General features: G+C 73.7%; 25 protein-coding genes. 10 read left to right on the plus strand and 15 right to left on the minus strand.

Translation table 11 applies throughout. From position 1 onward, the window contains the following. Positions 1–35: 35 nt before the first annotated feature. The 3 genes from AB0B41_RS06955 to AB0B41_RS06965 all read left to right on the plus strand — a co-directional run bounded on the left by AB0B41_RS06955 (position 36) and on the right by AB0B41_RS06965 (position 2238). On the plus strand, positions 36–533 hold the full coding sequence (locus AB0B41_RS06955; RefSeq protein ID WP_358199866.1) for a hypothetical protein: 498 nt from the start codon (positions 36–38) through the stop codon (positions 531–533). A 166-nt stretch (positions 534–699) separates the two neighbouring features. After that, positions 700–903 (plus strand): hypothetical protein, encoded by a 204-nt coding sequence (locus AB0B41_RS06960; RefSeq protein WP_358199868.1) that lies wholly within the window; start codon positions 700–702, stop codon positions 901–903. A 102-nt stretch (positions 904–1005) separates the two neighbouring features. After that, a complete protein-coding gene (locus tag AB0B41_RS06965; protein WP_358199870.1) occupies positions 1006–2238 on the plus strand; it encodes an AI-2E family transporter in 1233 nt (410 codons plus the stop codon). 327 nt (positions 2239–2565) lie between these two features. On the opposite strand, the gene AB0B41_RS06970 is transcribed toward AB0B41_RS06965, so the two are convergent. The 4 genes from AB0B41_RS06970 to AB0B41_RS06985 all read right to left on the minus strand — a co-directional run bounded on the left by AB0B41_RS06970 (position 2566) and on the right by AB0B41_RS06985 (position 5021). Beyond that, positions 2566–2856, minus strand: a complete 291-nt coding sequence (locus tag AB0B41_RS06970; protein WP_358199872.1) for a hypothetical protein — start codon at positions 2854–2856, stop codon at positions 2566–2568. 216 nt (positions 2857–3072) lie between these two features. Beyond that, positions 3073–3651, minus strand: coding sequence for a hypothetical protein (locus AB0B41_RS06975; protein WP_358199874.1), 579 nt, complete (start codon positions 3649–3651; stop codon positions 3073–3075). A gap of 44 nt (positions 3652–3695) precedes the next feature. Next, on the minus strand, positions 3696–4214 hold the full coding sequence (locus AB0B41_RS06980) for a hypothetical protein (RefSeq protein ID WP_358199876.1): 519 nt from the start codon (positions 4212–4214) through the stop codon (positions 3696–3698). 228 nt (positions 4215–4442) lie between these two features. Then, positions 4443–5021 (minus strand): dihydrofolate reductase family protein, encoded by a 579-nt coding sequence (locus tag AB0B41_RS06985; RefSeq protein WP_358199878.1) that lies wholly within the window; start codon positions 5019–5021, stop codon positions 4443–4445. Between the two features lie 162 nt (positions 5022–5183). Between AB0B41_RS06985 and AB0B41_RS06990 the strand changes: the two genes are divergently transcribed. Continuing rightward, entirely contained in the window at positions 5184–6230 is a 1047-nt protein-coding gene (locus AB0B41_RS06990; protein ID WP_358199881.1) for an LLM class flavin-dependent oxidoreductase, read from the plus strand. A 42-nt stretch (positions 6231–6272) separates the two neighbouring features. Here the strand turns inward: AB0B41_RS06990 and yhjD are convergent, their stop codons facing one another. After that, positions 6273–7310, minus strand: coding sequence for an inner membrane protein YhjD (yhjD, locus tag AB0B41_RS06995; RefSeq protein ID WP_358199883.1), 1038 nt, complete (start codon positions 7308–7310; stop codon positions 6273–6275). 197 nt (positions 7311–7507) lie between these two features. Between yhjD and AB0B41_RS07000 the strand changes: the two genes are divergently transcribed. The 3 genes from AB0B41_RS07000 to AB0B41_RS07010 all read left to right on the plus strand — a co-directional run bounded on the left by AB0B41_RS07000 (position 7508) and on the right by AB0B41_RS07010 (position 10829). After that, a complete protein-coding gene (locus tag AB0B41_RS07000; RefSeq protein WP_358199885.1) occupies positions 7508–9631 on the plus strand; it encodes an alkaline phosphatase family protein in 2124 nt (707 codons plus the stop codon). Between the two features lie 237 nt (positions 9632–9868). Next, positions 9869–10264 carry an STAS domain-containing protein gene (locus AB0B41_RS07005; protein ID WP_358199887.1) on the plus strand — a complete coding sequence of 132 codons (396 nt, stop codon included), beginning with the start codon at positions 9869–9871 and terminating at the stop codon, positions 10262–10264. A 181-nt stretch (positions 10265–10445) separates the two neighbouring features. Beyond that, entirely contained in the window at positions 10446–10829 is a 384-nt protein-coding gene (locus AB0B41_RS07010) for an STAS/SEC14 domain-containing protein (RefSeq protein WP_358199889.1), read from the plus strand. A 75-nt stretch (positions 10830–10904) separates the two neighbouring features. On the opposite strand, the gene AB0B41_RS07015 is transcribed toward AB0B41_RS07010, so the two are convergent. The 3 genes from AB0B41_RS07015 to AB0B41_RS07025 all read right to left on the minus strand — a co-directional run bounded on the left by AB0B41_RS07015 (position 10905) and on the right by AB0B41_RS07025 (position 14408). Further along, positions 10905–13130 carry a helicase gene (locus AB0B41_RS07015; protein ID WP_358199892.1) on the minus strand — a complete coding sequence of 742 codons (2226 nt, stop codon included), beginning with the start codon at positions 13128–13130 and terminating at the stop codon, positions 10905–10907. A gap of 232 nt (positions 13131–13362) precedes the next feature. Further along, positions 13363–13683, minus strand: coding sequence for an SHOCT domain-containing protein (locus AB0B41_RS07020; RefSeq protein ID WP_358199894.1), 321 nt, complete (start codon positions 13681–13683; stop codon positions 13363–13365). Between the two features lie 11 nt (positions 13684–13694). Beyond that, positions 13695–14408, minus strand: coding sequence for a DUF6325 family protein (locus AB0B41_RS07025; protein ID WP_358199999.1), 714 nt, complete (start codon positions 14406–14408; stop codon positions 13695–13697). Positions 14409–14558: 150 nt separating this feature from the next. Here AB0B41_RS07025 and AB0B41_RS07030 point away from each other — a divergent pair, with 150 nt between their 5' ends. Then, the gene (locus tag AB0B41_RS07030) at positions 14559–15011 is read left to right on the plus strand and encodes a pyridoxamine 5'-phosphate oxidase family protein (protein WP_358199896.1); all 453 of its coding nucleotides are present in this window, start codon (positions 14559–14561) and stop codon (positions 15009–15011) included. 67 nt (positions 15012–15078) lie between these two features. Here AB0B41_RS07030 and AB0B41_RS07035 read toward each other — a convergent pair whose 3' ends face one another. From AB0B41_RS07035 to AB0B41_RS07045, 3 genes are all read right to left on the minus strand, one after another. Further along, positions 15079–15507: an SRPBCC family protein gene (locus AB0B41_RS07035; RefSeq protein WP_358199898.1), complete on the minus strand. Its 429-nt coding sequence runs from the start codon at positions 15505–15507 to the stop codon at positions 15079–15081. A 39-nt stretch (positions 15508–15546) separates the two neighbouring features. Continuing rightward, positions 15547–16614, minus strand: coding sequence for a 3-deoxy-7-phosphoheptulonate synthase (locus AB0B41_RS07040; protein ID WP_358199900.1), 1068 nt, complete (start codon positions 16612–16614; stop codon positions 15547–15549). Positions 16615–16785: 171 nt separating this feature from the next. Continuing rightward, positions 16786–17235, minus strand: a complete 450-nt coding sequence (locus tag AB0B41_RS07045) for a TspO/MBR family protein (protein WP_358199902.1) — start codon at positions 17233–17235, stop codon at positions 16786–16788. A gap of 186 nt (positions 17236–17421) precedes the next feature. Between AB0B41_RS07045 and AB0B41_RS07050 the strand changes: the two genes are divergently transcribed. Further along, positions 17422–18009: a hypothetical protein gene (locus tag AB0B41_RS07050; RefSeq protein WP_358199905.1), complete on the plus strand. Its 588-nt coding sequence runs from the start codon at positions 17422–17424 to the stop codon at positions 18007–18009. Here AB0B41_RS07050 and AB0B41_RS07055 read toward each other — a convergent pair whose 3' ends face one another. Genes AB0B41_RS07055 through AB0B41_RS07070 form a run of 4 tightly spaced genes read right to left on the minus strand, consistent with a single transcriptional unit; the run spans position 18010 to position 21161 of the window. Next, complete coding sequence (locus AB0B41_RS07055) at positions 18010–18306, minus strand: 4a-hydroxytetrahydrobiopterin dehydratase (RefSeq protein WP_358199907.1); 297 nt, start codon at positions 18304–18306, stop codon at positions 18010–18012. A 28-nt stretch (positions 18307–18334) separates the two neighbouring features. Then, positions 18335–19183, minus strand: a complete 849-nt coding sequence (locus AB0B41_RS07060; RefSeq protein ID WP_358199909.1) for an ABC transporter permease — start codon at positions 19181–19183, stop codon at positions 18335–18337. Beyond that, the gene (locus AB0B41_RS07065; RefSeq protein ID WP_358199911.1) at positions 19180–20100 is read right to left on the minus strand and encodes an ABC transporter ATP-binding protein; all 921 of its coding nucleotides are present in this window, start codon (positions 20098–20100) and stop codon (positions 19180–19182) included. The genes AB0B41_RS07060 and AB0B41_RS07065 overlap by 4 nt, the downstream gene beginning before the upstream one ends. Positions 20101–20129: 29 nt before the next feature. After that, the gene (locus tag AB0B41_RS07070) at positions 20130–21161 is read right to left on the minus strand and encodes an outer membrane lipoprotein carrier protein LolA (RefSeq protein WP_358199913.1); all 1032 of its coding nucleotides are present in this window, start codon (positions 21159–21161) and stop codon (positions 20130–20132) included. A 136-nt stretch (positions 21162–21297) separates the two neighbouring features. Here AB0B41_RS07070 and AB0B41_RS07075 point away from each other — a divergent pair, with 136 nt between their 5' ends. After that, a complete protein-coding gene (locus tag AB0B41_RS07075) occupies positions 21298–21981 on the plus strand; it encodes a response regulator transcription factor (RefSeq protein WP_358199916.1) in 684 nt (227 codons plus the stop codon).

The raw sequence follows: 21981 nt of genomic DNA on the forward strand, positions 1-21981 counted from the left end.
ACAGCTCGACGCGGAGGAGGACCCGAGCGGCCTCCGTGCTGCGCGCAGCCGCCACGGGCGTGCTCGGACTCGCGGTGCTCGCGGGATGTTCCTCGCCCCCGGCGGCTCCGCCTTCCGCCCCGCCCGCACCGCCGGTCACGACGTCGGCGCCCGCGTCCGCGGTCTACTCACCCGCGCTGTGCACCGCTGCGACGGAGTTCCAGACGGCAGCCAACGCGATCCTCCAGCTCGACGCGACGAAGGTCGGCACCGAGGGCGTCAAGGCCGCGCTGCAGGACCTGGCGGATGCCGGGCAGCGTCTGGCCGACGCGGCCGCTTCCCAGTTCGGTCCCCAGGTCGACGCGCTGAAGCAGGCGCTCGCCTCGCTGCAGACCACGATCGCGAGCATCCAGGACGAGGCGACGCTGTCGGCGAAGCTGGGCGCGCTCGCGGGGTCCGTCGCGCAGGTGGAGGCCGCGGCGAAGCCGATCGTCGACAGCCTCCGGACGGGGTGCCCGGGTGTGCCTCCCGTCGCGACCCCGCCACCGACCTGACCGAGGCTGCGGTTCGACCTGCTGCGTCCGGCGATCCGCACCCTCCTCCGGCGGCCGCTGCAGCACGGCGCCGGTTGATGCCTCGGGTACGAGGCTTCCGCACCCGCCCGGAGGAAGCCTGATGAGCGGTGGACGAGACGACGAGGAGAACCGGAGTCGAGGACCCATGCACTACGAGTTCCGTGTCGAGGGGATTCTGTCCGACGAGGCGCGTGCGGCCCTCAGCGGTATGAGGATCACCGTGCTCTCACCGGACACCGTGATCGACGGCGAGGTACTGGACGACTCGCACCTGCACGGTCTGATCGCCCAACTCGACGCACTCGGGCTCACCTTGATCTCGGTCCTGCCTTATCCGGGCGCGGAATGAGGCCGCCGCCGCTCGCGTGCCTCACCTCGGCGGAGCACGCAGGACGAGGACAGATCCCGGGCGGTCCCGGACCGGCCCCGTCCCGCCCGTGAGGAGAAGTCGATGACGCCACCGGCTCCGGACACGACGGCCGCGGCGCAGCCGGGCGGGATCCCGCGAGGCCTGGTGGTCGTGCTGGCCGCGACAGGGCTTCTCGTCAGCACGCTGGCCCTGCAACAGTTCCGATCGATCCTGGCGCCAGTGCTGCTGGCGCTGGTCCTGGTGGTCGGGGTCCACCCGCTGACGGGCATCCTGAGCAGGCGAGGCGTTCCCCGCTGGCTCGCCGCGACGGTAACCCTCGTCGTGCTGCAGGCGATCATCCTGAGCCTCGCGGCCTCCCTGGCCCTGGCGGTGGCCAGGCTCGGCTCCCTCCTCCCGCTGTACCAGGACCGCTTCACCGCGCTCGTGGCCAATGTGCGCGCCTGGCTCGCGTCGATCGGGGTGGGGCCCGAGCAGCTCCAGCAGGCCCTCGGACAGATCTCGTTCGGCCGCGTCGCAGGTGTGATGACCGACCTGCTGGGCGGGCTGGCCGGCACCTTCACGAACCTGCTGTTCCTGGTCCTCGTGGTCCTGTTCATGGGCATCGACGCGCTGGCGTTCTCCCACCGCCTCGAGCAGGTCGGGGGCACGCGGACCGCAGTCGTGGCGGCCCTGAGAGGATTCGTCCGCGGCAGCCGCAGCTACCTGCTCGTCGCCACGGTCTTCGGGCTGATCGTCGCGGTCGTCGACGCCGTGTTCCTCTGGATCGTCGGGGTGCCACTGGCCCTGCTGTGGGGCCTGCTCGCCTTCGTCACGAACTACATCCCCAACATCGGCTTCATCATCGGACTGGTACCGCCCGCGCTGCTCGGGCTCCTCGAGGGCGGGCCCCGGCTGATGCTCATCGTGATCCTCGCCTACTCCCTGATCAACTTCGTCATCCAGTCCCTGATCCAGCCCAAGTTCGTCAGCGACGCGGTGAACCTCTCGCTGACCTTCACCTTCCTGTCGCTGGTGTTCTGGACGTTCGTGATCGGCCCGCTCGGCGCGGTGCTCGCCATCCCGCTGACGCTGCTCGCGAAGGCGCTGCTGCTCGACGTCGACCCGCGGACCCGCTGGATGTCGGCGTTGCTGTCCGTCGGCCGGCTCGACCCACCGGAGGAGCCCGACCGTGACCAGGGGTCCTCCGCCCGCCCGGCCGGCGCATCCTCGGACGAAGGAGCGCCCGGACTCGTGAGGACCGATCACAACGAGGACGACGCCGACCTGCCCCCCCACGCGCGCCCTCCGCGATCCGACGCGAGAGGCGGGGCATGAGCAGGCCCGCCGACCTCGTCCGAGCGCCGGTCCGACGCCAGTGACCGGAACTCGCTCACCCGAGTGTCGTCTCCGCGGCGCCCGACGGGGCGGGGTCCGGGAGCCGCCGCACCGACAGTGCGTCGGCGACGCCTGCCTTGCCGTCGGCACCTTCGCCGGTGCTCATGGCGGGCGGGTTCATCGGCACCCGGCGAATGGCGCGGATGATCCGCAACGGCCTCGGGCGCGTCGCGACCGCCGCGATCCGGGTTCGTGAACGCCTTTCCGGCAGCAGAAAGCCTGCCGTCGTCTTCGACGGCAGGCTTTCGCACTGCGCGTTCGATCAGGTCAGCCGCCGATCGCGGCGAGTCCGCGCTGGAGATCCTCCAGGTTCATCGCGGGCACGATCTCGACCACTGCGCCCATCTGGAACAGCGGCTCGGTGATCTTCGGAAGCTGGCCCGGGTCGTCCAGGTCGAAGACCGCGATCATGGTCCGCTGACCCCGCACGGGCGCGAAGTAGGCTGCCTCGGGCTTGATCAGCTCCATCGTCGCCTGGATGGTCTTGGCCATGTTGCCGCTGGCGATGGCTTCGCTTCCCTTGTCGACGTTGGGCTGGGCGACGAGCAACATGCGCATCAGGGACCTCCGTCCTGGTGGTGGGCGACTCGCACCGCGACCGGGTGTCGGAGGATGCGACGCGAGTCGCACCGCTATGGCGTGACAAACGGATCCCAAGTCACCGCGACCAAGCAGGCCTCCGCGTGGCGCTTGGGGCCGTAAAGGGTACTGCGCCCCGCCGAACTTCGATTTCGTCGATACGTAGAACTACGTACGAGCGCTTCGCGCCGGGGATCACCCCCGGCTGGCGGACCCGGATGGTCGGGCTGCCCGGGCGCCGCTCAGGCGCTCGTGCAGTGCTCGGACCCGAGGGTGACGGCCGTGGCTCACGTAGATGCCCTGCACGAGCCGGAGCAGGTCCTCGCGCGCAGCGGTCCAGCGCCGCCGCACGTCCTCGACCTCGGCCTTGCTCAGCACCGTGCCGTCGTGGGCCGCCGCCTGCATCTCGCGCAGGGACTCCCGCATCCTCCGCGAGGCGACGCGGACGGGATGCGTGCGCTCGCCGGACAGGAGCGAGACCACGTTCGACCTCCGTTCCGCCTCCTCGACGGCGTCGTCGGCGTCGTTCCGCAGAGCGTGCCAGCGGTCGTCCCCGGGAACGGCCTGGTGCAGTCGGCGCAGAGCGCGGAACTCTGCGTCCGAGGCGGACAGGAATCCGGCGACGCCGTCGATGAACGCCTTCTCCCACCGTGCCTCGGACTGGTAGCGCCTCGTGCGCCGGTCGCGCACCGACTGCGCCGCGGCCGCGATCACACCACCGAGCACCGTGCCCGAGAGGGCCGAGATCGTCCCTAGCCAGATCGGGTCCGCCACCCGACGAGGGTACCGATCACCAGGCGATTCACCTGTTCCTGTCGCTAGTGCGCGGCGCTCGCGGCGATCGTGTTCAGGCCGGGCCCCGACCAGCCGCGGGCGACGGGTTCGGCCTGGGCGTTGACGACGACGGCGCCGTCACGGCGGGAGGCGTAGGCGTCGCCGGTGTAGCGGACCGTGCCGTACCGGCCGCGCTCCCGGGACAGTTCGGTCACGTTGCCCGTGCCGCTGGTGTCCAGGAGCTGCTCGAGCGCGCGGGCGCTCGCCTCGTCGGGCATCTCGACCCAGGACACCGCGACGACGGCGGCATCACCGTCCTGGTCGCGCAGATCGAAGTGCGCGCGGTGGAGGGCCGCGCAGGGCGTGGCGCGGAAGAAGTCCTGGATCTGACCGTAGGAGTTGGCCACGCAATCCGCGGAGTCGTCCGTGACCGTGGCGCTCACGCGGACGCCCTGCCCGACGATGCGCGTCTGCGCCGCGGCCGAGTTGCTGCTGCCGACGTGCGACCCGCTCGGCGCCCCCGGACCCTCGCCGGCCGGGACGGACGCACCGTCGGGATTCACGGCGTTCCCGATCGCCGTCGCCGCGCCGGTGCCGGCCAGGAGGGCGATCCCGAGGGCGATGGCGAGGGACGTGCGTCCGCCACTGCCGCCACTGCCGCCACTGCCTCTGCCGCCTCCGCCACCTGTGCCGCCGATTCTCACTGCCAAGGGGAGCCCTCCGGTCACACTCACGGTCACTGGGACAGCGCGTCGAGTGATCCCGGCGTTACATCGGCCGATCGGGCGCCTCTACACATGCAGGGTCGGGGTGTAGATCAGCTCCTGGATGTGGCCGTCGAGCGTCCGGCTCTCGAGCAGCTCGAGGTCGAAGTCGGCCGCACCCCGGAAGATCGGGTCCAGCCCGGTCCGGCCGGTGATCACCGGGAAGAGCGTCACCTGGACGCGGTCGACCAGACCGGCGGCCATCAGCGCCCGGTTCATCGACAGGCTGCCGTGCGAGCGCAGCGGCACCTCGGACTCCTCCTTGAGCCGGGCGACGACGTCGACGGCGTCGCCGCGCGCGACGGTCGCGTCCGGCCAGTCGAGAGGTCCGTCCAAGGTGGTCGACACCACCGTCGCCGGCAGGCTCCTCATCCGCGTGACCCACGGGTCCCGCACCTCGGAGTCCTCGGTGCTCGACGCCAGCATCTCGGCGAACGCGCGGTAGGTCGTGGCCCCGAAGACCATCCGCTGCTCGCCGTCGTACAAGGAGAGGCGGTGGTCGAGCAGCTCGGGGCCCTGCTTGCCCCAGTAGCCGGTCCAGTTGCCCGTGGCGGCGCCGAAGCCGTCGAGGCTGGAGAAGACGTCGAAGGTGTACGTGGCGGTCATGATCACTCCTCGGATGCCGGTGCTCGGTTCGGGGTGACAGACCGGCGATCGCGGCGGGACTCATCGCCGTCCGGCACCCGGAGCCAGCGCTGCTCGGCTCTCCCGACGGCGTGACCCGGCTACGTTGACGACGGTCCCTTTCTTCAACGGCGAGGAGAGCTCATGCGTACCGGCATCGTGATGACCGCCCGGCCGGGGGTCGAGGATCTGGCCGTCCGGGCTGAGGAGCTGGGGTTCAGCAGCTTCTGGGTCTACGACACCCCGATGGTCAACGGCGACCCGTTCGTGTCCCTGGCGTTGTGCGCGAAGGCGACGAGCCGGATCAAGCTGGGGATCGGCGTCACCTCGCCGGCCCTGCGCTCGACGCCGGCCGCCGCGGCCGCGGTGTCGAGCCTCAACGCCATCGCTCCGGGCCGGGTGATCTGCGGGGTCGGCACCGGCAACACCGCCCGGCGCACGCTCGGGATGCTGCCGACGAAGATGGCGGAGCTCGAGTCGTTCACCGCCGCGCTGCAGGACCTCACGGCGGGACGCCAGACCGGGTACCGCGAGGGCGACCGGGAGCGCACCATCCGGTTCCTGCACGTCGGGCCCTACGTGAACACAGCCGACCCGGTGGAGTTCGTCGTGGCGGCGTTCGGGCTGAAGGCCGCCGCGATCGCGGGACGGCTGGGGGCCGGGGTCATCTCCTTCGGGCTGCTCGCGCCGGAGGCGTGGACGGCGTTCGACGCGACGCGGCGGGAGGCGGCGCGCGGGGCCGGGCAGCCGGAGGACGCCGACTCCTACGTCATGACCTCGCTGCACGTGCTGGCCGACGGCGAGGACCGCCACGGCGACCTGGCCAGGGACAGCATGGGCCACGTGGCGATGGCCCTGCTGACCTTCGCCGCGGACAACCCGGGGTTCGCCGAGACGTTGGAGCCCGACGAGGCCGACGCCGTGCGGCGGCTGCTGGAGCGCCGCGGCACCACGGCGACCGACCCGAACCGGCACGCGACGCTGTACCGCAACTACCTCGGCCGGATCGAGCCCGAGGACCGCGACCTGGTCGTGCCGTCGCTGGTGGACAAGCTGGGCCTGGTCGGCACCCGGGCCGAACTGCTCGACCGCATCGCCGCGATGGAGAAGGCCGGCATCACCGAGATCGTGATCCAGCCCGTCGTGGACCCCGAGGCCGAGATGACCGAGCTGGCGGCCCTGATGTCGTGAGGCCTTCGAGCGCTGCGGGGTGGCCGGCCCGCGGATCGCCGGTCACCGCTCCTCCTGCCCGCGCCGGGTCAGCAGGCGGCCACCGATCAGGCCGGCCACCGCCGCGGCGCCGACCAGGCCGGCGCCCGCGGCCGTCCCGAGGCCCTGGCGGACCTGGACCTCCGGCCGGATCACCGCGGGTTGCGGCGGGGGTGGCGGCCGCTCGACCTGGTTCTCGCGCGCGGTGGCAGCCCAGGCGGCGATGAAGATCAGGAAGCGGGACACCGTGTAGATGAAGACCATCAGGCCGAGGATCGGGCCGAACGCGGTCCCGGTCGGGGTCCGGGTCACGAACGCCAGATACACCACCATGCCCTGCTTGATCAGCTCGAGGCCGACCGCGGCGGCGACGGCCGCCCGTCCCGCGCTGCGCCAGCTCAGCCCCTCGCGGGGCAGGCGCGCGTAGACCCAGGAGAACAGGAGCCAGTCGGCGAGCAGGCTCAGGACGATGCCGAGCGCGGTGAGGAGCACGCGCGCCCACCAGAGGTCGGCCAGCCCGAAGAGCTCCAGGATCCGCCCTGCGAAGGCGCCGGCCGCGGTGGTGATCCCGAAGGACACCGCCAGCGCCAGGCCCAGCCCGAGCAGCGCGACCAGGTCGACGCGCAGGCGGCGCAGGAACGGCGGCGGCTGCGGCGGCTGCCCCCACTGCTCGGACAGCGCGGCCCGCAGGTTGCTCATCCAGCCCAGGCCCGTGTAGCACGCGATGAGCAGGCCGATCGCTCCGACCGTCGAGGCGGACGCCACGGCCTGGTCGATGATCCCGTTCACCGTCTCGTCCAGCCCGGGCGGGAGGGCCTCGTCGACGTGGGCCCGCACCCGCGCGAGGGGCTCCGGATCGGCCGTCAGCACCAGCGTCACCACCGCGAACGCCACCATGACGAGCGGGACCAGCGCCAGCAGGCTGAAGTAGGTGATCCCGGCCGCGTAGTGGTTCCCGTGCCGCTCGGTGTACCGCACGCCCGCGCGCACCACGTGGTCGAGCCACGAATGGCGCCGGCGGAGCCGGTCGAAGCCGGACAGCAGGCTCGGCTGGTCGGTCACGCGGCCTCCCACGACGGTCTCCGGTGCGGCGATCCACGGTCGCGAACGCGTCGCCCGCTCCGCTCACCCCGGCGGGGTGACGTGCCCGGGCGCGGCGCCGTGCCCACCCCCCGCGCGGGCCGCCGCCGGCACCCCGGTCCGAGGGTGGCACCGCTCTGCTCGTCGACGCGAGGGACGGGACCGGGCACGATGCCGGAGTGGACACGCAGGCGGGCCCGAGCCTGCGCGCGAGCGGGCGAGACGTCCGGGACGGCCTGATCGGGCTCGTCGCCACCGGCGTGGCCCTGCTCGTCGCGGCGTGGGTCCTGGACGGGCTGTCCTTCGCGCACTGGTGGACGGCGTTCGTGGTCGCCGCCGCGATGGGCCTGGTGGATGCGCTGGTGCGCCCGGTGCTGCGGGCCCTGGCCGGTCGGGCGGGCGCCGTGACCGCGCTCGTGCTCGGTGTGCTCGTCCAGGTCGCCGTGGTCGAGCTCGCGCTCCTCGCGGTGCCGTCCGCCTCGGTCGCCTCCCTCGGCGACGCGGTGGCCACGTTGGTGATCGTCGCCGTGGTCTCGACGGTGACGCGCTGGCTGCTCGGGATCACCGACAGCTCCTACATCGTCGCCGACCTGATCCGCCGCGGTGAGCGGCGACGTCGTCGCACGCCGGCGGCCGGTCCGGCCCCCGGGTCCTCCCCGGTCGGGGTCGTCGTGGTGCAGGTGGACGGCCTGCCGTTCCCGTTGCTGCAGCACGGCGTCGTCTCCGGGGTCCTGCCGACCCTGGCCCGCTGGGTGCGCTCCGGCAGCCACGACGCCGTCCGCTGGTGGGCGCGGGTCCCGTCGACCACCCCGGCGAGCCAGGCGGCCCTGCTGCACGGCACCAACGACGGCATCCCGGCCTTCCGCTGGTACGAGAAGGACACCGGGCGGTTGATGGTCGCCAACCGTCCCGCCGACGCGGCCGACCTCGAGGTGCGGCTGTCGGACGGGCGCGGGCTGCTGGCCGACGGCGGCGTGAGCGTCTCGAACATCTTCAGCGGGGACGCGCCGACCGCCTTCATGACGATGAGCCGCATCACCGGCCGCGGCGGCCTCGGCCCGGGCCGCGGTTACGTGCGGTTCTTCGCCAGCCCGTTCGTGTTCCCCCGGGCCCTGGTGCGGACGCTCGGCGAGATGGCCAAGGAGCTCCATCAGAGCAGACGCCAGCGCCTGCGGGGGATCGAGCCGCGGGTCCGCCGGCGCGGCGCCTACGTGGCCCTGCGCGGCCTGACGAACGTCCTGTTGCGTGACCTCAACGTCGCGCTGGTCGCCGAGCACATGATCGCCGGGGCGCCGGTGGTCTTCGTCGACCTCGTGGACTACGACGAGATCGCCCACCACGCCGGGGTCGCCCGGCCGGAGTCGCTCGCCGCGCTGGCGGGTGTGGACGAGGTCCTCGGCACCCTCGAGAGGGTGGCGGCCGCCGCCCCGCGGGACTACCGCTTCGTGGTGCTGTCCGATCACGGGCAGAGCCAGGGGCCGACGTTCCGCCAGCTGACCGGCCGCGGCCTCGAGGCGGCGGTCCGGGAGCACACGGATGCGTCGAGGACGGCGACCCTGGCCGACACCGGCGACGTCGAGGTGTGGGGGCCGCTCAACGCGATGCTCGCCGAGGTGCTGTCGGCCGTCCGGCCCGCGGCCCGGCGGTCGGACGGGCGGCGGGGCACGGGCGTCGTCGTCGGACCGGACCGGGGGAGGCGGGGCGCGGCGACCGCCGGGCCGTCCGACGACGGGCGGCCGGAGCTGGTCGTCGTGGGTTCGGGCAATCTCGGGCTGGCCTGGTTCCCCGGGCTGCCGGGCCGCGTGCCGATCGAGGAGCTGAGGCGCCGCTTCCCGGCGCTGATCCCCGGCCTGCTGGCCGAGCCCGGGATCGCGTTCGTCGTGGTGGACAGCGCGCGCGGCCCGCTGGCGGTCGGCCCGGACGGCGTGCGGGTGCTGCTCGACGACGTCGTCGAGGGCCGGGACCCGCTGGCCGCGTTCGGCCCCCGGGCCGCGGCCGACCTGGCGCGCGTCGCCGTGATGGACTCCTGCCCCGATCTCTACGTCCACTCCACGGTCGACCCGCGCACCGCCGAGGTGCACGCCTTCGAGGAGCTCGTCGGCTGCCACGGGGGCCTCGGCGGCTGGCAGAACGACGCCGTGCTCGTCCACCCGGCGGACTGGCCGCTGGAGGCCGACCTCCTCGATCGCACGGTCGAGGGCGAGGCGCTGCTGTACGGGGCCGAGGCCGTGCACCGGCAGCTCGTGCGGTGGCTCGAACGGTGCGGCGCGCGACGGCTCCCGACCCCGGAAGCCACGGCCTAGCGACCCGGTGCCGTGCCGGGCCCACCGGTGCGGGAGATGGCGGCCGCGGGACGAGCTCGTCGCGTGGCCGCCGGCTCGACGTTGCGTCGTGCAGCCCGAGGTGGGAAGGTTTCCGGCGTGGGTTACGCAGGCCTGAAGTGCGATGGCGGTGACCTGTAGGGGCGAGGACATCGCTCCCGACATTCCATCTCCGGCCCGGTCCCTGCGAATGTGGCCTTTCTGGGTGGCGGATGCGGTATGGCCGGTGTGGATGATCTTTTCGGTGGATCGAGCGATCCGATTGTGTACTGCCGTCGCCTGACGTTGTCCAGCGTGTCGGTGCCTCCGAAGCTGGTGGTGGTCGAGGCCAGCGGGGACATCGATCTCGCCAGCGTTGGTGAGTTCGACTCGTGTCTGTGCGCTGCAGCGGGTGCGCTGAGGGTGGGCGGGCGCTTGGTGGTGGATCTGACCGCGGTGGGCTTCCTGGCGGTGCGCGGGGTGCGGAGCCTGCTGCAGGCCGACTGCGTGGCCGCAGACCGGGGTGCGACGGTGCGGTTGGTGATCGGGTCCGAGCCGGTCCGTCTTCCGCTCAGAGTGCTGGGGCTGCTCGACGAGCTTGAGGTGTTCACCTCGCGTGTGGACGCCGCCGCGTAGCCGAGCCGGGGCGGGGCATGCAGGCGGTACCATCCGCCTGCCGGCCCTCGGACACGCGTTCGGCACGCAGCCACGGCAGCCAGCACCTCACATGCCTGAGGGTCTGAAGCACCTCGAGATGAGGCAGGACCATGGGGATCACCGGTGAGGATCGCGACCGGACGGGTGCGGAGGAGGCGGGATGCTGACGCGGATTCGGGACATGCCCTCGGGGACGGTCGGCTTCGAGGCGGTCGGGAAGGTCGACGACGACGACTTCTCCGACACCGTCGAACCCGTGCTGCGGGGTGAGATCGCGGCCGGCCGATCGATCCGGCTGCTCTACCTGCTCGGTCCCGACCTGCGGGAGTACGAGGGGGACACGCTCGCCGAGGAGGTCAAGTTCGCGGCGCGCCATCCCACGTCCTACGAGCGCGTCGCCGTCGTGAGCGACGAGGAGTGGCTCAGGCCCGCGCTCCGCGTGCTCTCCGTACTGGTCCCGGGGCAGCTGCGCGCGTTCCCGGTCGCCGAGCTGTCGGCGGCCAAGGACTGGCTGGCCGCCGGCGACCGGCCACCGCCGCGCTGACGTCGCGCTCACGGCCCCGCTCGGCGTCGCCGACGTGAGGGTCCTCGCGGTGCGCGAGGACCCCACGCCGCCGCCTCACCGCTCCACGTGCAGCAGCCCGAGCCGCCGGGTCGCACGGGTGATCGAGACGTAGAGGTCGGCCGGGTTGTGCGCCCGGATCCGCTCGGGGTCGACGATCACGACGGCGTCGAACTCCAGGCCCTTCGCCGACACCGGGGTGTGCACCTCGGCCGGGAGGTCGGCGAGGCCCTCGACGTCCGTGGCGACGACCGCCAGCGTGCCGCGCTCCAGCTGCGCCGCCTCGGCCTCGACGACCTGGCGGACCTCGGCGACCAGCGCGGACGCGGGGACGCTGCCCTGCCACGGGTCCTCGCCCGCGTCCCGCACCGACTCCGGCGGCCGCCGGTCGGGCGCGAACTCCGCCAGCACCTCCGCGGCGAGGGCCATGATCTCGGTGGGCGTCCGGTAGTTCACCGTGAGCGTCCGGTAGGTCCACCGGTCGCGGAGGTGGGGGCCCAGCACGTCCGCCCACGCCTGCGCGCCCGCCGGGGCGCTGCGCTGCGCGAGGTCGCCCACCGCGGTGATCGAGTGCGAGGGGCAGCGCCGCAGCAGGACGTGCCAGTCCATGGCGGACAGTTCCTGCGCCTCGTCGACGACGAGGTGCCCGTACCGCCAGTCCCGGTCGCCCGCCGCCCGCTCGGCGACGCTCGCGAGGTGCCCGGGCACCTGCCGCGCGGCGAGCACGTCCGCGGTCACGAAGTCGGTCGGGCGCAGCTCGTCCGGATCCTCCCCGGCGAGCTGGCGGTCGGCCGACTCCAGGATGCTCAGCACCTCCGCGGCGTACACGCCGTCGGGCTCGGCCGGCTCGGCGTGCCCGGCGGGCGCGGGACCGAGCAGCTCGGCCAGCTCGTCGAGCAGCGGGGCGTCCGCCACGGTCCACGCCGACCCCTCGGGGCGGTGCAGCCCCGCGAGCCCCTCGCCGGCCGACGCCAGCCGGTCCGGGTCCGCGAACAGCTCGCTGAGGGCCTGCCCGGGGGTCAGCACCGGCCAGAGCTCCTCGACGGCGGCGTGGAAGTCGAGGTTCGACCGCAGGTCGTCCCGCAGCTCGGCGCGCAGCTGCGCCGACACCTCCGCCGCGCCCGCGGGCTCGATCTCGGGGATGTCGAGGCCGCGGAGGAGCTCGGCGAGCTCGGGCGGGTCCTCCAGGCCCTGGTCGAGCTTCTCCAGACCCTGCTCGACGAGCAGGCTGCCGAGCGAGTCGCGGAACGTCGTCCGGGCCGCGTTGTGCGGCAGGCCGGTGGCGCGGGCGCGCCGCCGCGCCTCCGCCGCCGTCGACCGGTCGATCACGACGGTCACGTCCTCCAGCTCGAGAGCGATCGGCACGGCGGGCAATGCCTGCCGGTCGGCGACGGCTCGGCGCAGGACGTCCAGCATCGCCAGGTCGCCCTTCGTACGGGCCACGTCGTCCTCGTCGACGGCCGTCGCGACGACGCCCTGCGCCAGCCGGCCCGGCGTCGTGAACACCACCGCCGACTCGCCCAGCGCGGGGAGCACGCCCCCGACGTAGCGGACGAACCCCGCGCTCGGCCCGACGACCAGCACGCCGCTGCGGGCCAGCCGCTCCCGGTGGGCGTAGAGCAGGTAGGCGGCGCGGTGCAACGCGACCGCGGTCTTGCCGGTCCCCGGGCCGCCCTCGATCACGACGGCGCCGGAGAGGGGCAGCCTGATGATCGCGTCCTGCTCGGCCTGGATGGTCGTGACGATGTCGCGCATCGTCGACCCGCGCGGCGCCTTGAGTGCGGCGAGCAATGCCGGATCGGACGCGGACCCGGAATCCGCATCGCCGTCCAGCACGTCGTCGTGAAATGTGGTGACCCGCTCGTCCGGCGCCGTTCCGGCGAGCTGGAAATGCCGCCGCCGGGCCACGCCGAGTGGCGTGGCCAGGGTCGCGCAGTAGAACGGTCGTGCGGCCGGCGCCCGCCAGTCCGTGAGGGCGTTCTCGCCGTCCGCGGGGTCGGTGAGCCCGATGCGGCCGATGTAGCTCGTCGACCCGTCGGTGTGGTCGAGCCGCCCGAAGCACAGCCCCGACCGAGCCGCCGACAACGCGCTCACCCGCTCCGACCAGCGGTGGACCGAGACGTCCCGCTCGTAGCGGGCGCTGAGCTCCTCACCCGTCGGCGCGGCCAGCACCCCCCGCGCCCGGGCCGCGGCCGCCGCGAGCTCGGTGGCGAGCAGTGCATGCAGCCGCCGGATCCGCCCGGTCTCCGCGTCGACCTCCTGCTCGACAGAAATACTTTCCACGCACTCCCCGTTCGTGCTACCCTGAAGTTGCAGAGCTGCGAATTCCGTCCCTGATCGCACTCGTCAGAATAGCTTCCCCGCAGATTCCTGCGCAATTCTGTCGCCGGAGCATCCCCGGAGCATCCCCGGAGCATCCCCGGAGCATCCCCGGAGCATCCCCGGAGCACCGAGTTCCGGTCAGGCAGAACGGAGCCCCCGGGGCGGCCCGGGGGCTCTCGTCGCGGCGCCTGCGTCAGCCCAGGATCCGTGCCTTCTGGGCGGCGAACTCGTCGTCGGTGAGCACGCCCTGGTCCCGGAGCTCGGCGAGCTGCTTGAGCTGCGTGATCACGTCGGACCCGCCGGCGGCCGCGGGAGCGGGGGCGGGCGGGGGAGCGGGCGCGTAGCCGCCCTGCGGCTCCATCTGCGCTTCGTAGGCCCGCTCGCGTTCGGCGGCGGTCTCCGCGTCCCGGTCGGCGAACTTGCGGGCCTGGTGGCGCTGCACCCGGCCGGCCACCGAGCTGGCGGTGCCGGCGATGATCGCGGTGCGGGCGAGCCCGCGCAACAGACCTGGCATGGTGTCCTCCCTCAGCTCGGCCGGACGGCGGACTCGAGCCGCTCCACGGCCTCGAGCACGTCCGGCGCCGGGATCCGCTGGCTCGCGACGAGCTCCCCGCCGGCGTCGAGCACGGCGCCCACGAACGATGCGGCCCAAGAGTTCTCGAAGAGGATGAGCGCCGCCATCGAGCCCGGCCGCATGAGCTCGGCGACCGCCCGCACGTCGTCGTCGTGGATGAGCCCCGACTGCGCGCCCTCGAACGCGGTGAAGCCGCCGATCCCGGCGGACGTCACGTCGGTGAGGTCGATGCCCGAGTACGACCCGTCGGCGGCCTTGCGGATCACCGTGAGGTCGTAGAGGCGGACGATGTCGCGCCGGACGAGGTCCATGAGCGCGTCGCCGCAGGCCTTCGTGTCGGCGTCGTCGGGGAACTCCAGGAGCACGAAGTCGATCGGCCCCACGGTCATCTGATCCGGCATCGCTGCACCACTCTCCCGTCCGCCCGGAATGGCCCGGCCGCGCAGGACGGTAGGCAGCGCGGACGCGGGGCGGATCACCCCTGACGGACGACTTCGGCGGGTGTGGGGGGTCCTCACCCGGCGGTGCAGCAGCGCGATCTCGGTGTGCGAGGTGACGGGCGTGAGCCCGCGGAGCAGGGAGGTCCCGCCCGCGTACATGAGCAGCCCGACGAACGCCGGCCACCGCGGGCCGATCCTGTCGTAGAGCCGACCCGCGACGGGCATCAGCACGGCCGACGGGACGGTCGGGCGTGCGGCCGTCTCCCCGGCACGCGGGGGCCGTTGATCTCGTCGCCGCCCGCCCACTCCGCCAAGTGGTGCAGCGTGCGGCCGTGCCGCTTGCCGCACGGGGGCAGCTGCTGCTGGAGTGACCACGTGACCGACCCGCTGCTCGGCCCGCAGGACGCCGCCACCGCGGCCCGGCTCGCGCGCGAGCCGATCCTGTGGCTGAGCACGGTGGACCGCACCGCGCGACCGCACACGGCGCCGGTCTGGTTCCTGTTCGCGGACCCGCGGATCGTGGTGTTCAGCCGCCCCGACACGGCGAAGGTCGGGCGGATGCGGCGCAACCCCGCGGTGGGCTTTTCACTCGACAGCGCAGCGGGCGGTACGGACATCGTGCTCGGCGAGGGCGACGCCACCCTCGCCGGCGCCGACGACGTCGTCGACGACCTGGCGCCCTTCGAGGAGAAGTACCACGTCCTGCTGGGCGGGCAGAGCTTCGCCGAGTGGCTCCGCACCTTCTCCCAGCCGGTCGTCGTGACGGTGACGAAGATCGTCTCCTGGCGGCCCGGCCCGGGCGGGCTGGACCACCGCAGGATCGTCTGATCTGCCGTGGGGGGATCGACGTCGCCCCCTCGTTCGAAGGGGCCTCGGCGTCGGGGCCGACGGGTTCTCAGGAGGGGTTGGTCGGGCTCTCCACCTTCTGCTTGATCTCGGCGAGGGTGTGTTCGAGGCCGGCGCGGATGCGGTCGCCGTCGACGTGCTCGGTGTGCAGGGTGACGATGACCTCCGAGCCCTCGGCCGCGGCGTTCACGGACAGCTCGCCGTGGTAGCCGTTCGGCCCCTCGGAGCCCCAGCGCAGGGAGCGCAGGGCCGGGTCGCTGTCGAACCAGGCCTCGCCCTCCTTGCGCTCGCCGTCGACCTCCGCGACGACGTGCACCTCCTCGGCCCCGCCGGGCACGTCGCCGGTGGCGGCGCTGCCGGTGGGCTCCGCCTCGCGCATGGAGTCGAAGTAGTCCGGGAGGTTGTGGACGTCGGACAGGTAGCGGAACAGCGTGTCGGGCTCGGCCGCCACGGTGGTGGAGTGTTCGTAGTCACCCATGCCGGGCGGATACCCACCGGACGGCCGGCCCACCCTCGGTCAGCGCCGGGCGCGCACCGCGGCCGCGAGCTCGTCGAGCAGGGCGGAGGTGGTGTCCCAGGACATGCACTTGTCCGTGACCGACCGCCCGTAGACGAGGTCGCCGCCGAGGGACTGGTTCCCCTCGACGAGGAAGCTCTCCATCATCAGCCCGGTCACGCCGGTGTCGCCGCCGGCGATCCGCTCCGCGATCTCCCGCACCACCTCGGCCTGCCGGACGTGGTCCTTGCGCGAGTTGCCGTGGCTGGCGTCGACGACCACGCGCTCGGGCAGGCCGGCCTTCGCGAGCCGCTCCCGTGCGTCGGCCACGTCGGCGGCGGAGAAGTTCGGGCCGGCCGCACCGCCGCGCAGGATCACGTGCGCGTCGGGGTTGCCGGTGGTCCGCACCAGTGCCGCGAGGCCGTCCGGGTTGATGCCCATGAACACGTGCGGGGCCGCGGCCGCGCCGATGCCGTCGACGGCGACCTGGACGTCGCCGTCCGTCCCGTTCTTGATGCCGACCGGCATCGACAGCCCGCTGACCAGCTGCCGGTGCACCTGGGACGCCGCGGTCCGCGCTCCGATGGAACCCCATGTCACGGTGTCGGCGATGAACTGCGGGGTGATCGGGTCGAGGAACTCGCACCCGACGGGCAGGCCCAGGGCGGTGATGTCGAGCAGCAGCCGGCGGGCGGTGCGCAGGCCGCGGTTGACGTCGAAGCTGCCGTCGAGGCCCGGGTCGTTGATCAGGCCCTTCCAGCCGACGGTCGAGCGGGGCTTCTCGAAGTACGCCCGCATCACGACGAGCAGGTCCCCGGAGAGCCGCTCCGCCTGCGCCGCGAGCCGGTGCGCGTAGTCGAGCGCCGCGTCGGGGTCGTGGATCGAGCAGGGGCCGACGACGACCAGCAGCCGGTCGTCGCGGCCGTCGAGGACGTCGACGACGTCCGCCCGGCCACGGGTGACCACGTCGGCGACCCGGTCGTCGGCCGGCAGCTCGTCGCGCAGCAGCGCGGGGGAGAGCAGCGGGCTGATCCGGGCCGTGCGGTGCTGGTCGAGCGCGGCCGGGACGGCGGTATCGAGGGGGGACATCGGGGTGGGTCCTTTCGCGGACCGGCCCCGGTCACACATCCGCCGAGCCGGCCCAGGTGGTTACCGGCTCTCGTGGGATGGGTCAGCGCAGCAGGCTGCGTGCCGACCCATCCCGGGCCGGCCCGCTAAACCAGTATCGGCGCGCCATGGCGACCACCGTAGCAGCCGCGCTCAGCCGAGCGTCCAGATGGCGTAGTTGAGGGCGGCGGCGAAGGTGACCCAGCCCAGGTAGGGCACGAGCAGCCAGGCCGCGGCGCGGCTGTGCCGGGCGAACAGCGCGATCGTCGCGACGATCGACAGCCACAGCAGCACGATCTCGGCGAACGCGACGCCCGGGAGTCCGGCGGCGAAGAACAGCGGGGTCCAGGCCATGTTCAGCACGAGCTGGACGGCGTAGACGACGTGTGCGGGCGCGGTCAGCCCCGCCCGGCGCCAGACGAGCCAGCCGGACACCGCGATCGTCGCGTACAGCACCGTCCAGACCGGACCGAACAGCCACGACGGCGGCGCCCAGGAGGGCCGGGTGAACGAGGCGTACTGCTCGGCAGCAGAGGCGGAGGCGAGCCCGCCGACCACGGCGACGACCACCACGGCGGCGACGAACCCGAGCAGTGCGAGCAAGGCAGACGGACGGAGACGGGGCGCGTGAACGGTCATACCGGACAGTCTCGACCATCGAGAGAGTTTCCGCGCGGCGAACCGCTCGCCGACGGATCTACCGCTCGCCGCACGCTGCCGGCGGCGCGCATAACGCCGTGACGGCGCCCCTCGATTCTCCAAGTGGAGTCCTCCCCATTTGGACAGGTGATGATCAGCGAACTGTGCGAGCCCGGGACCGCGACGCTGCGGACCGGACGCCACCGCCTCCCCGAGACGCCGCTGGAACGGGCGTCGCGCGTGGTGGCGGCGGCGGTCGACGGCGCCGAACTGCTGGCCGAGGCCGGCGGCCTCCTCCAGCACCTCGTCACAGGGGGAGCCGAGGTCGAGATCGTCGTGGCGGTGGACGCGGACACGCGTCTGCTCGCCCGCTGCGGGCTGCGCTCGGTGCCGGTGCACCGCCTCGGCCTGCGGCGCCCGTTGCGCGCCGACGCGGAGGACGACCTGCTCGCCGCGCTCAGCGAGGTCGTCGGCTTCGATCCCGGTCCGGGCCTGGGAATCCTCGCACCGGGCGAGCTCGTGGACCGGCCGGACCGGGCCGCCGTCGCACACGCCGCAGAGGTCGCGGCGGCGGTGTACGGCGCGGAGATCGCGCGGTCGCTGCCGGCCCGGCCCGCCGCGGCCCCGTCGACCGGGTACCTGCTCGAGGGTCCCGAGGCCGCGCACAAGCGGTACGCCGTGGGCCAGGCGGCGAGCCTCGTCGAGTCCTTCCTCGCAGACCTGCGCGTCGCCCGGTAGCTACCGGGCGGCGGCGTCGATCCGCGCGGAGATCTGCGCCGCGAGCTCGGTGTCCTTGGCGGTCAGCCCGCCGGCGGAGTGCGTCGAGAGCCGGAAGGTGACCTTCCGCCAGCGGATGTCGATGTCCGGATGGTGGTTGCGCTCCTCGGCGTCCTCGGCCACCCGGTCGACGACGGTGATCGCGTCGGGGAAGCTCGGCAGCTCGGCGGTGCGCACGATCGCGTTGCCGTCGCGCTCCCAGCCGGGCAGGTCGGCCAGCGCGGCGGTGACGGCGTCGTCGTCCAGCAGTTCGGCCATGCCGGCCATCATGGAGCAGCCGGCCCGCTCAGGCATCCCTGCGTTGCATGCGCCAGAGGGTGAAGCCGACGCCGATCGCGGCGTAGCAGAGCGCCCGCAACGTCGACGAGCCCATGGCGTCGAGCGTGATCGGGTACCGCAGCGCGTCCGCCCCCGCCGACCAGCCCGAGGTGAGCAGCCACGGTCGCAGCCAGTCGAGCGCCGGGATCGCGGACAGCACGCCGAACGCGATCAGCGCGCCCAGCACGCCGGCCAGCACGACGAGCGGGTGCTCGGTCAGCGACGACACCGCCAGCGCCACGGCACCCACCGCGGCCAACTGCCCGACCACCCACACGGTGACCAGCGCGACGCGGGCCAGCCCGGCGCCGAGGCCGAGCGTGGTGCCGGAGAGGGTGACCATCCCGCCGTCCGCGCTGCCGACCACGACCATGCCCGCGAGCACCCCGACGACGGCGATCGTGAGCGCCGCGGCGGCCGCCACGACCAGCACGCCGAAGGCCTTCACCCCGACCAGCCGCACCCTGCTGACGGGCGCGAGGAGCAGCCCGCGCAGGGTGCCGTTGGCGGCCTCGCCCGCGATCGCGTCGGCCGCCGCCATCGCCACGGCGAGCGGCAGCAGGAGCGCCAGGGCGACGGTGAGGGCCGCGATCGGGAGCACCAGCCCGTTGCCGGCGACCGCCCCGATCAGCCCGCCCCCGCCGTCGCGGTCGGCGACCACCACCCCGATCGCGATGAGGACCGGGATCAGCGCGAACAGCCCGAGCGTGACCAGCGTGCGCGGGCGGCGGAACACCCAGCGGACCTCGGCGGCGAGCAGCCGGCCCAGGGGAGCGGCGGCGCGGGTGTCCGGCCCGGTCTCCGCGATGATCGTCATGACCCCTCCGTGAGCTGCGCGAACAGCTCCTCCAGCCGCGGGCGACGCCGGCGCGCCTCGTGCACCGCGACGCCCGCGCGCACCAGCAGCGCGACGATCTCGGGCGGCTCCGGGCCGTCCGTCACGACCACGCCGGGCTCGCCGCCGGTGTCGCGGGTCGCGACCGCACCGACCTCGGCCAGCGTGCGCAGGGCGGGCTCGACGTCGGGCGTCACGATCACGAGGCCGCCGGTCCGCGAGTCGAGCAGCCCCCGCAGCTCCCCGGCCGCGACAAGCGACCCCGACTGCAGGACCGCGACGTGCGTGCAGGTCGCCTCCACCTCGGCCAGCAGGTGCGAGGAGACGATCACCGTCGACCCGGCGGCGTGCAGTTCGCCGATGATCGCCCGGACCTCCCGGGTACCGGCGGGGTCGAGGCCGTTGGTCGGCTCGTCGAGCACCACGAGCCGGCGGGGGACGAGCAGCGCCCCGGCCAGCCCGAGCCGCTGCTTCATGCCGAGCGAGTAACCGCGGAACCGGCGGTCGGCGGCGTGGGTGAGCTCCACCCGTTCCAGCGCGGCGCCGACGGCCCCCGGGATCGCGGCGGCGTCGAGCAGCGGTTCGGCGGCGGCCAACCGGCGCAGGTTCTCCCGCCCGGACAGGAAGGGGTGGAAGCCGGGCCCCTCGACCAGCGCCCCGACGTGCGGGAGTGCGGCGGCGACCTCGGGCAACGGATGACCGAGGAGCTCGGCGGTGCCGGCGGTGGGGCGGGTCAGCCCCAGCAGCAGCCGGATCAGCGTGGTCTTGCCCGAGCCGTTGGGCCCGAGCATGCCGAGCACGGCGCCGGTGGGGACCTCGAGATCGAGCCCCGCCACCGCGACCGTGCGGCCGTACACCTTCCGCAGGCCGGCGGCCCGGGCGGCGGGAGCGGCGGTCACCCGCGCAGCCTCCCGCACGGGGGAGGTCGTCACTTCGACAGGGCCTCGGTGAGCACCTGCTCGGGCACCGCGCCCGCGGCGACGCGGCCGTCGTCGGTCAGGATCGCGCTCGCCACGGCGGTGGTGACCAGCCGCCCGCTGCCCCACGACCCGCTGACCGGGGTGCCGAGCTGCGAGAGGTCCGGGCCGCCCTGCGGGGTCTGGTCCTGCGCGGGCCGCTTCCCGATCACGACCGTGTCCCACCCGTCGCCCACGACGGTCGGCTCGGCGCCGGCCGGCTTCCCGCCGCGGTCCGCGCCGCCCTGCGGGGCGTCCTGCACCGTGGTGCCGGGCGGCGGGGTGAAGGTGAACAGGGCCGGGTCCTGCGGGCCGAACGTGATGTCGGTGAACCCGACCTCGAAGGCCGGGTCGGCCGAGCCGGTGGCCAGGACGGTGAGCCGCAACGGGATCCGCTTCTCCGAGTCGACGGCGATCCGGACCTCGCGCAGCAGCGTCCGCTCGGTGGGCTTGGGCGCCAGGACCAGCTCGTACGCCGGGCGGCCCGCCACCTCCGCGGTGCCGTCGACGCTCACGGTGCTGGTGGTGCGCAGCCGCTCGATCGCGTCGGCGGCCGAGCGGGTCGGGTCCGCGGCGCCGGCGTCGGGCCGGTGCTCGCCCGGCGTCACGGCCTTCTTCGTGGCGGTGCGGTCCGCGGAGTCGTACGACCAGGCGGTGGTCCCGTCGGAGACCAGCGTCTTCTCACCCTGGTCCGACGGCAGCGCGACGCGGCCCTTGCCGGCCCCGTCCGACCAGACGCGGGCCTCCTTGGTGCCGTTCGCGAGCTCCGGTGCACCGGGGATCGCGGGCAGCCCGAGCGCGTTGTCGAGCTCGACCGTGCCGTCGAGCGGGCCCGGGTTCGCCTGCGCGACCGAGGTCACCAGGTCCTCCGGCGAGACCGGCGGCAGCTCGGGCGCCGCGCCCGCGCCGGCGGGCACCGCCACGAGTCCCAGCCCGACCGCGCCCGCGATCGCCACGCCCGTCCCGATCCGGGCCCACAGCCGTCCTGCCGTTCCCACTGCCATGCCGGTAAGCCTGACGCATCGGGGCTGAGAAACGTCTCAAACGGACGCCCCACCGCTGAGAAACGACTGAGCGGAGCGTGCGGAGCGAGCATCGAATTCTGAGGTGGGGAACCGGTCCGGCGGTACGTTGTCGACGATGGCCAGGGTGCTGGTGGTGGACGACGAGCCCGGGGTGCGGACGGCGCTCGCCCGTGGGCTCACCGCCGAGGGGATGGAGGTCGTCGCGGTCGGCGACGGCAACTCCGCGCTGCGCGCCGCACTGACCGGCGGGTTCGACGCCGTCGTGCTCGACATCATCCTGCCCGGGCTCTCCGGGTACCGGGTGCTGGAGCGGATGCGCGCGGCCGGCGTCGACACCCCCGTCCTGATGGTGTCCGCCAAGGACGGCGAGATCGACCAGGCGGACGGGCTGGACCTCGGGGCGGACGGCTACCTCGTCAAGCCGTTCTCGTTCGTCGTGCTCGTGGCGCAGCTCAAGGCGATGCTGCGCCGGCGCGACGCCGCGCTCGGCCGCTCCGGGCAGCGGGTGCGGCTGGGCGGGCTCGTCGTCGACCCGGCGTCGCGGTCGGTGACCTGGGAGGACGCTCCGGTCGAGCTCTCGCCGCGGGAGTTCGAGCTGCTGCACGCGCTGGCCCGCCGCCCGGACACCGCCGTGGCCAAGGACGAGCTGCTCCGCCTGGTCTGGGGCGACGAGCAGGCCGCCAGCCGCAACGTCGTCGAGGTCTACGTGGGGTACCTGCGCCGCAAGCTCGACGCCGTCGGCGCCGGGCACCTGCTGCGCACCGTCCGCGGGCACGGGTACCTCGTCGGATCGGGCTGA

Source organism: Pseudonocardia sp. NPDC049154 (assembly GCF_040648315.1).
In the GTDB taxonomy this organism is placed as follows: domain Bacteria; phylum Actinomycetota; class Actinomycetes; order Mycobacteriales; family Pseudonocardiaceae; genus Pseudonocardia.

What these genes read in the sequence shown, in the direction of transcription:
- AB0B41_RS06985 (WP_358199878.1), bottom strand. Translation starts at nt 5,021, where the DNA reads ATGACCGCCACGTACACCTTCGACGTCTTCTCCAGCCTCGACGGCTTC.
- AB0B41_RS07020 (WP_358199894.1), bottom strand. Translation starts at nt 13,683, where the DNA reads ATGCCAGGTCTGTTGCGCGGGCTCGCCCGCACCGCGATCATCGCCGGC.
- AB0B41_RS06960 (WP_358199868.1), top strand. Translation starts at nt 700, where the DNA reads ATGCACTACGAGTTCCGTGTCGAGGGGATTCTGTCCGACGAGGCGCGT.
- AB0B41_RS07070 (WP_358199913.1), bottom strand. Translation starts at nt 21,161, where the DNA reads ATGGCAGTGGGAACGGCAGGACGGCTGTGGGCCCGGATCGGGACGGGC.
- AB0B41_RS06970 (WP_358199872.1), bottom strand. Translation starts at nt 2,856, where the DNA reads ATGCGCATGTTGCTCGTCGCCCAGCCCAACGTCGACAAGGGAAGCGAA.
- AB0B41_RS07035 (WP_358199898.1), bottom strand. Translation starts at nt 15,507, where the DNA reads ATGGGTGACTACGAACACTCCACCACCGTGGCGGCCGAGCCCGACACG.
- AB0B41_RS06990 (WP_358199881.1), top strand. Translation starts at nt 5,184, where the DNA reads ATGCGTACCGGCATCGTGATGACCGCCCGGCCGGGGGTCGAGGATCTG.
- AB0B41_RS07040 (WP_358199900.1), bottom strand. Translation starts at nt 16,614, where the DNA reads ATGTCCCCCCTCGATACCGCCGTCCCGGCCGCGCTCGACCAGCACCGC.
- AB0B41_RS07055 (WP_358199907.1), bottom strand. Translation starts at nt 18,306, where the DNA reads ATGGCCGAACTGCTGGACGACGACGCCGTCACCGCCGCGCTGGCCGAC.
- AB0B41_RS07050 (WP_358199905.1), top strand. Translation starts at nt 17,422, where the DNA reads ATGATCAGCGAACTGTGCGAGCCCGGGACCGCGACGCTGCGGACCGGA.
- AB0B41_RS07005 (WP_358199887.1), top strand. Translation starts at nt 9,869, where the DNA reads ATGGCCGGTGTGGATGATCTTTTCGGTGGATCGAGCGATCCGATTGTG.
- AB0B41_RS07075 (WP_358199916.1), top strand. Translation starts at nt 21,298, where the DNA reads ATGGCCAGGGTGCTGGTGGTGGACGACGAGCCCGGGGTGCGGACGGCG.
- AB0B41_RS06965 (WP_358199870.1), top strand. Translation starts at nt 1,006, where the DNA reads ATGACGCCACCGGCTCCGGACACGACGGCCGCGGCGCAGCCGGGCGGG.
- AB0B41_RS07010 (WP_358199889.1), top strand. Translation starts at nt 10,446, where the DNA reads ATGCTGACGCGGATTCGGGACATGCCCTCGGGGACGGTCGGCTTCGAG.
- AB0B41_RS07025 (WP_358199999.1), bottom strand. Translation starts at nt 14,408, where the DNA reads ATGCCCGTCGCGGGTCGGCTCTACGACAGGATCGGCCCGCGGTGGCCG.
- AB0B41_RS07060 (WP_358199909.1), bottom strand. Translation starts at nt 19,183, where the DNA reads ATGACGATCATCGCGGAGACCGGGCCGGACACCCGCGCCGCCGCTCCC.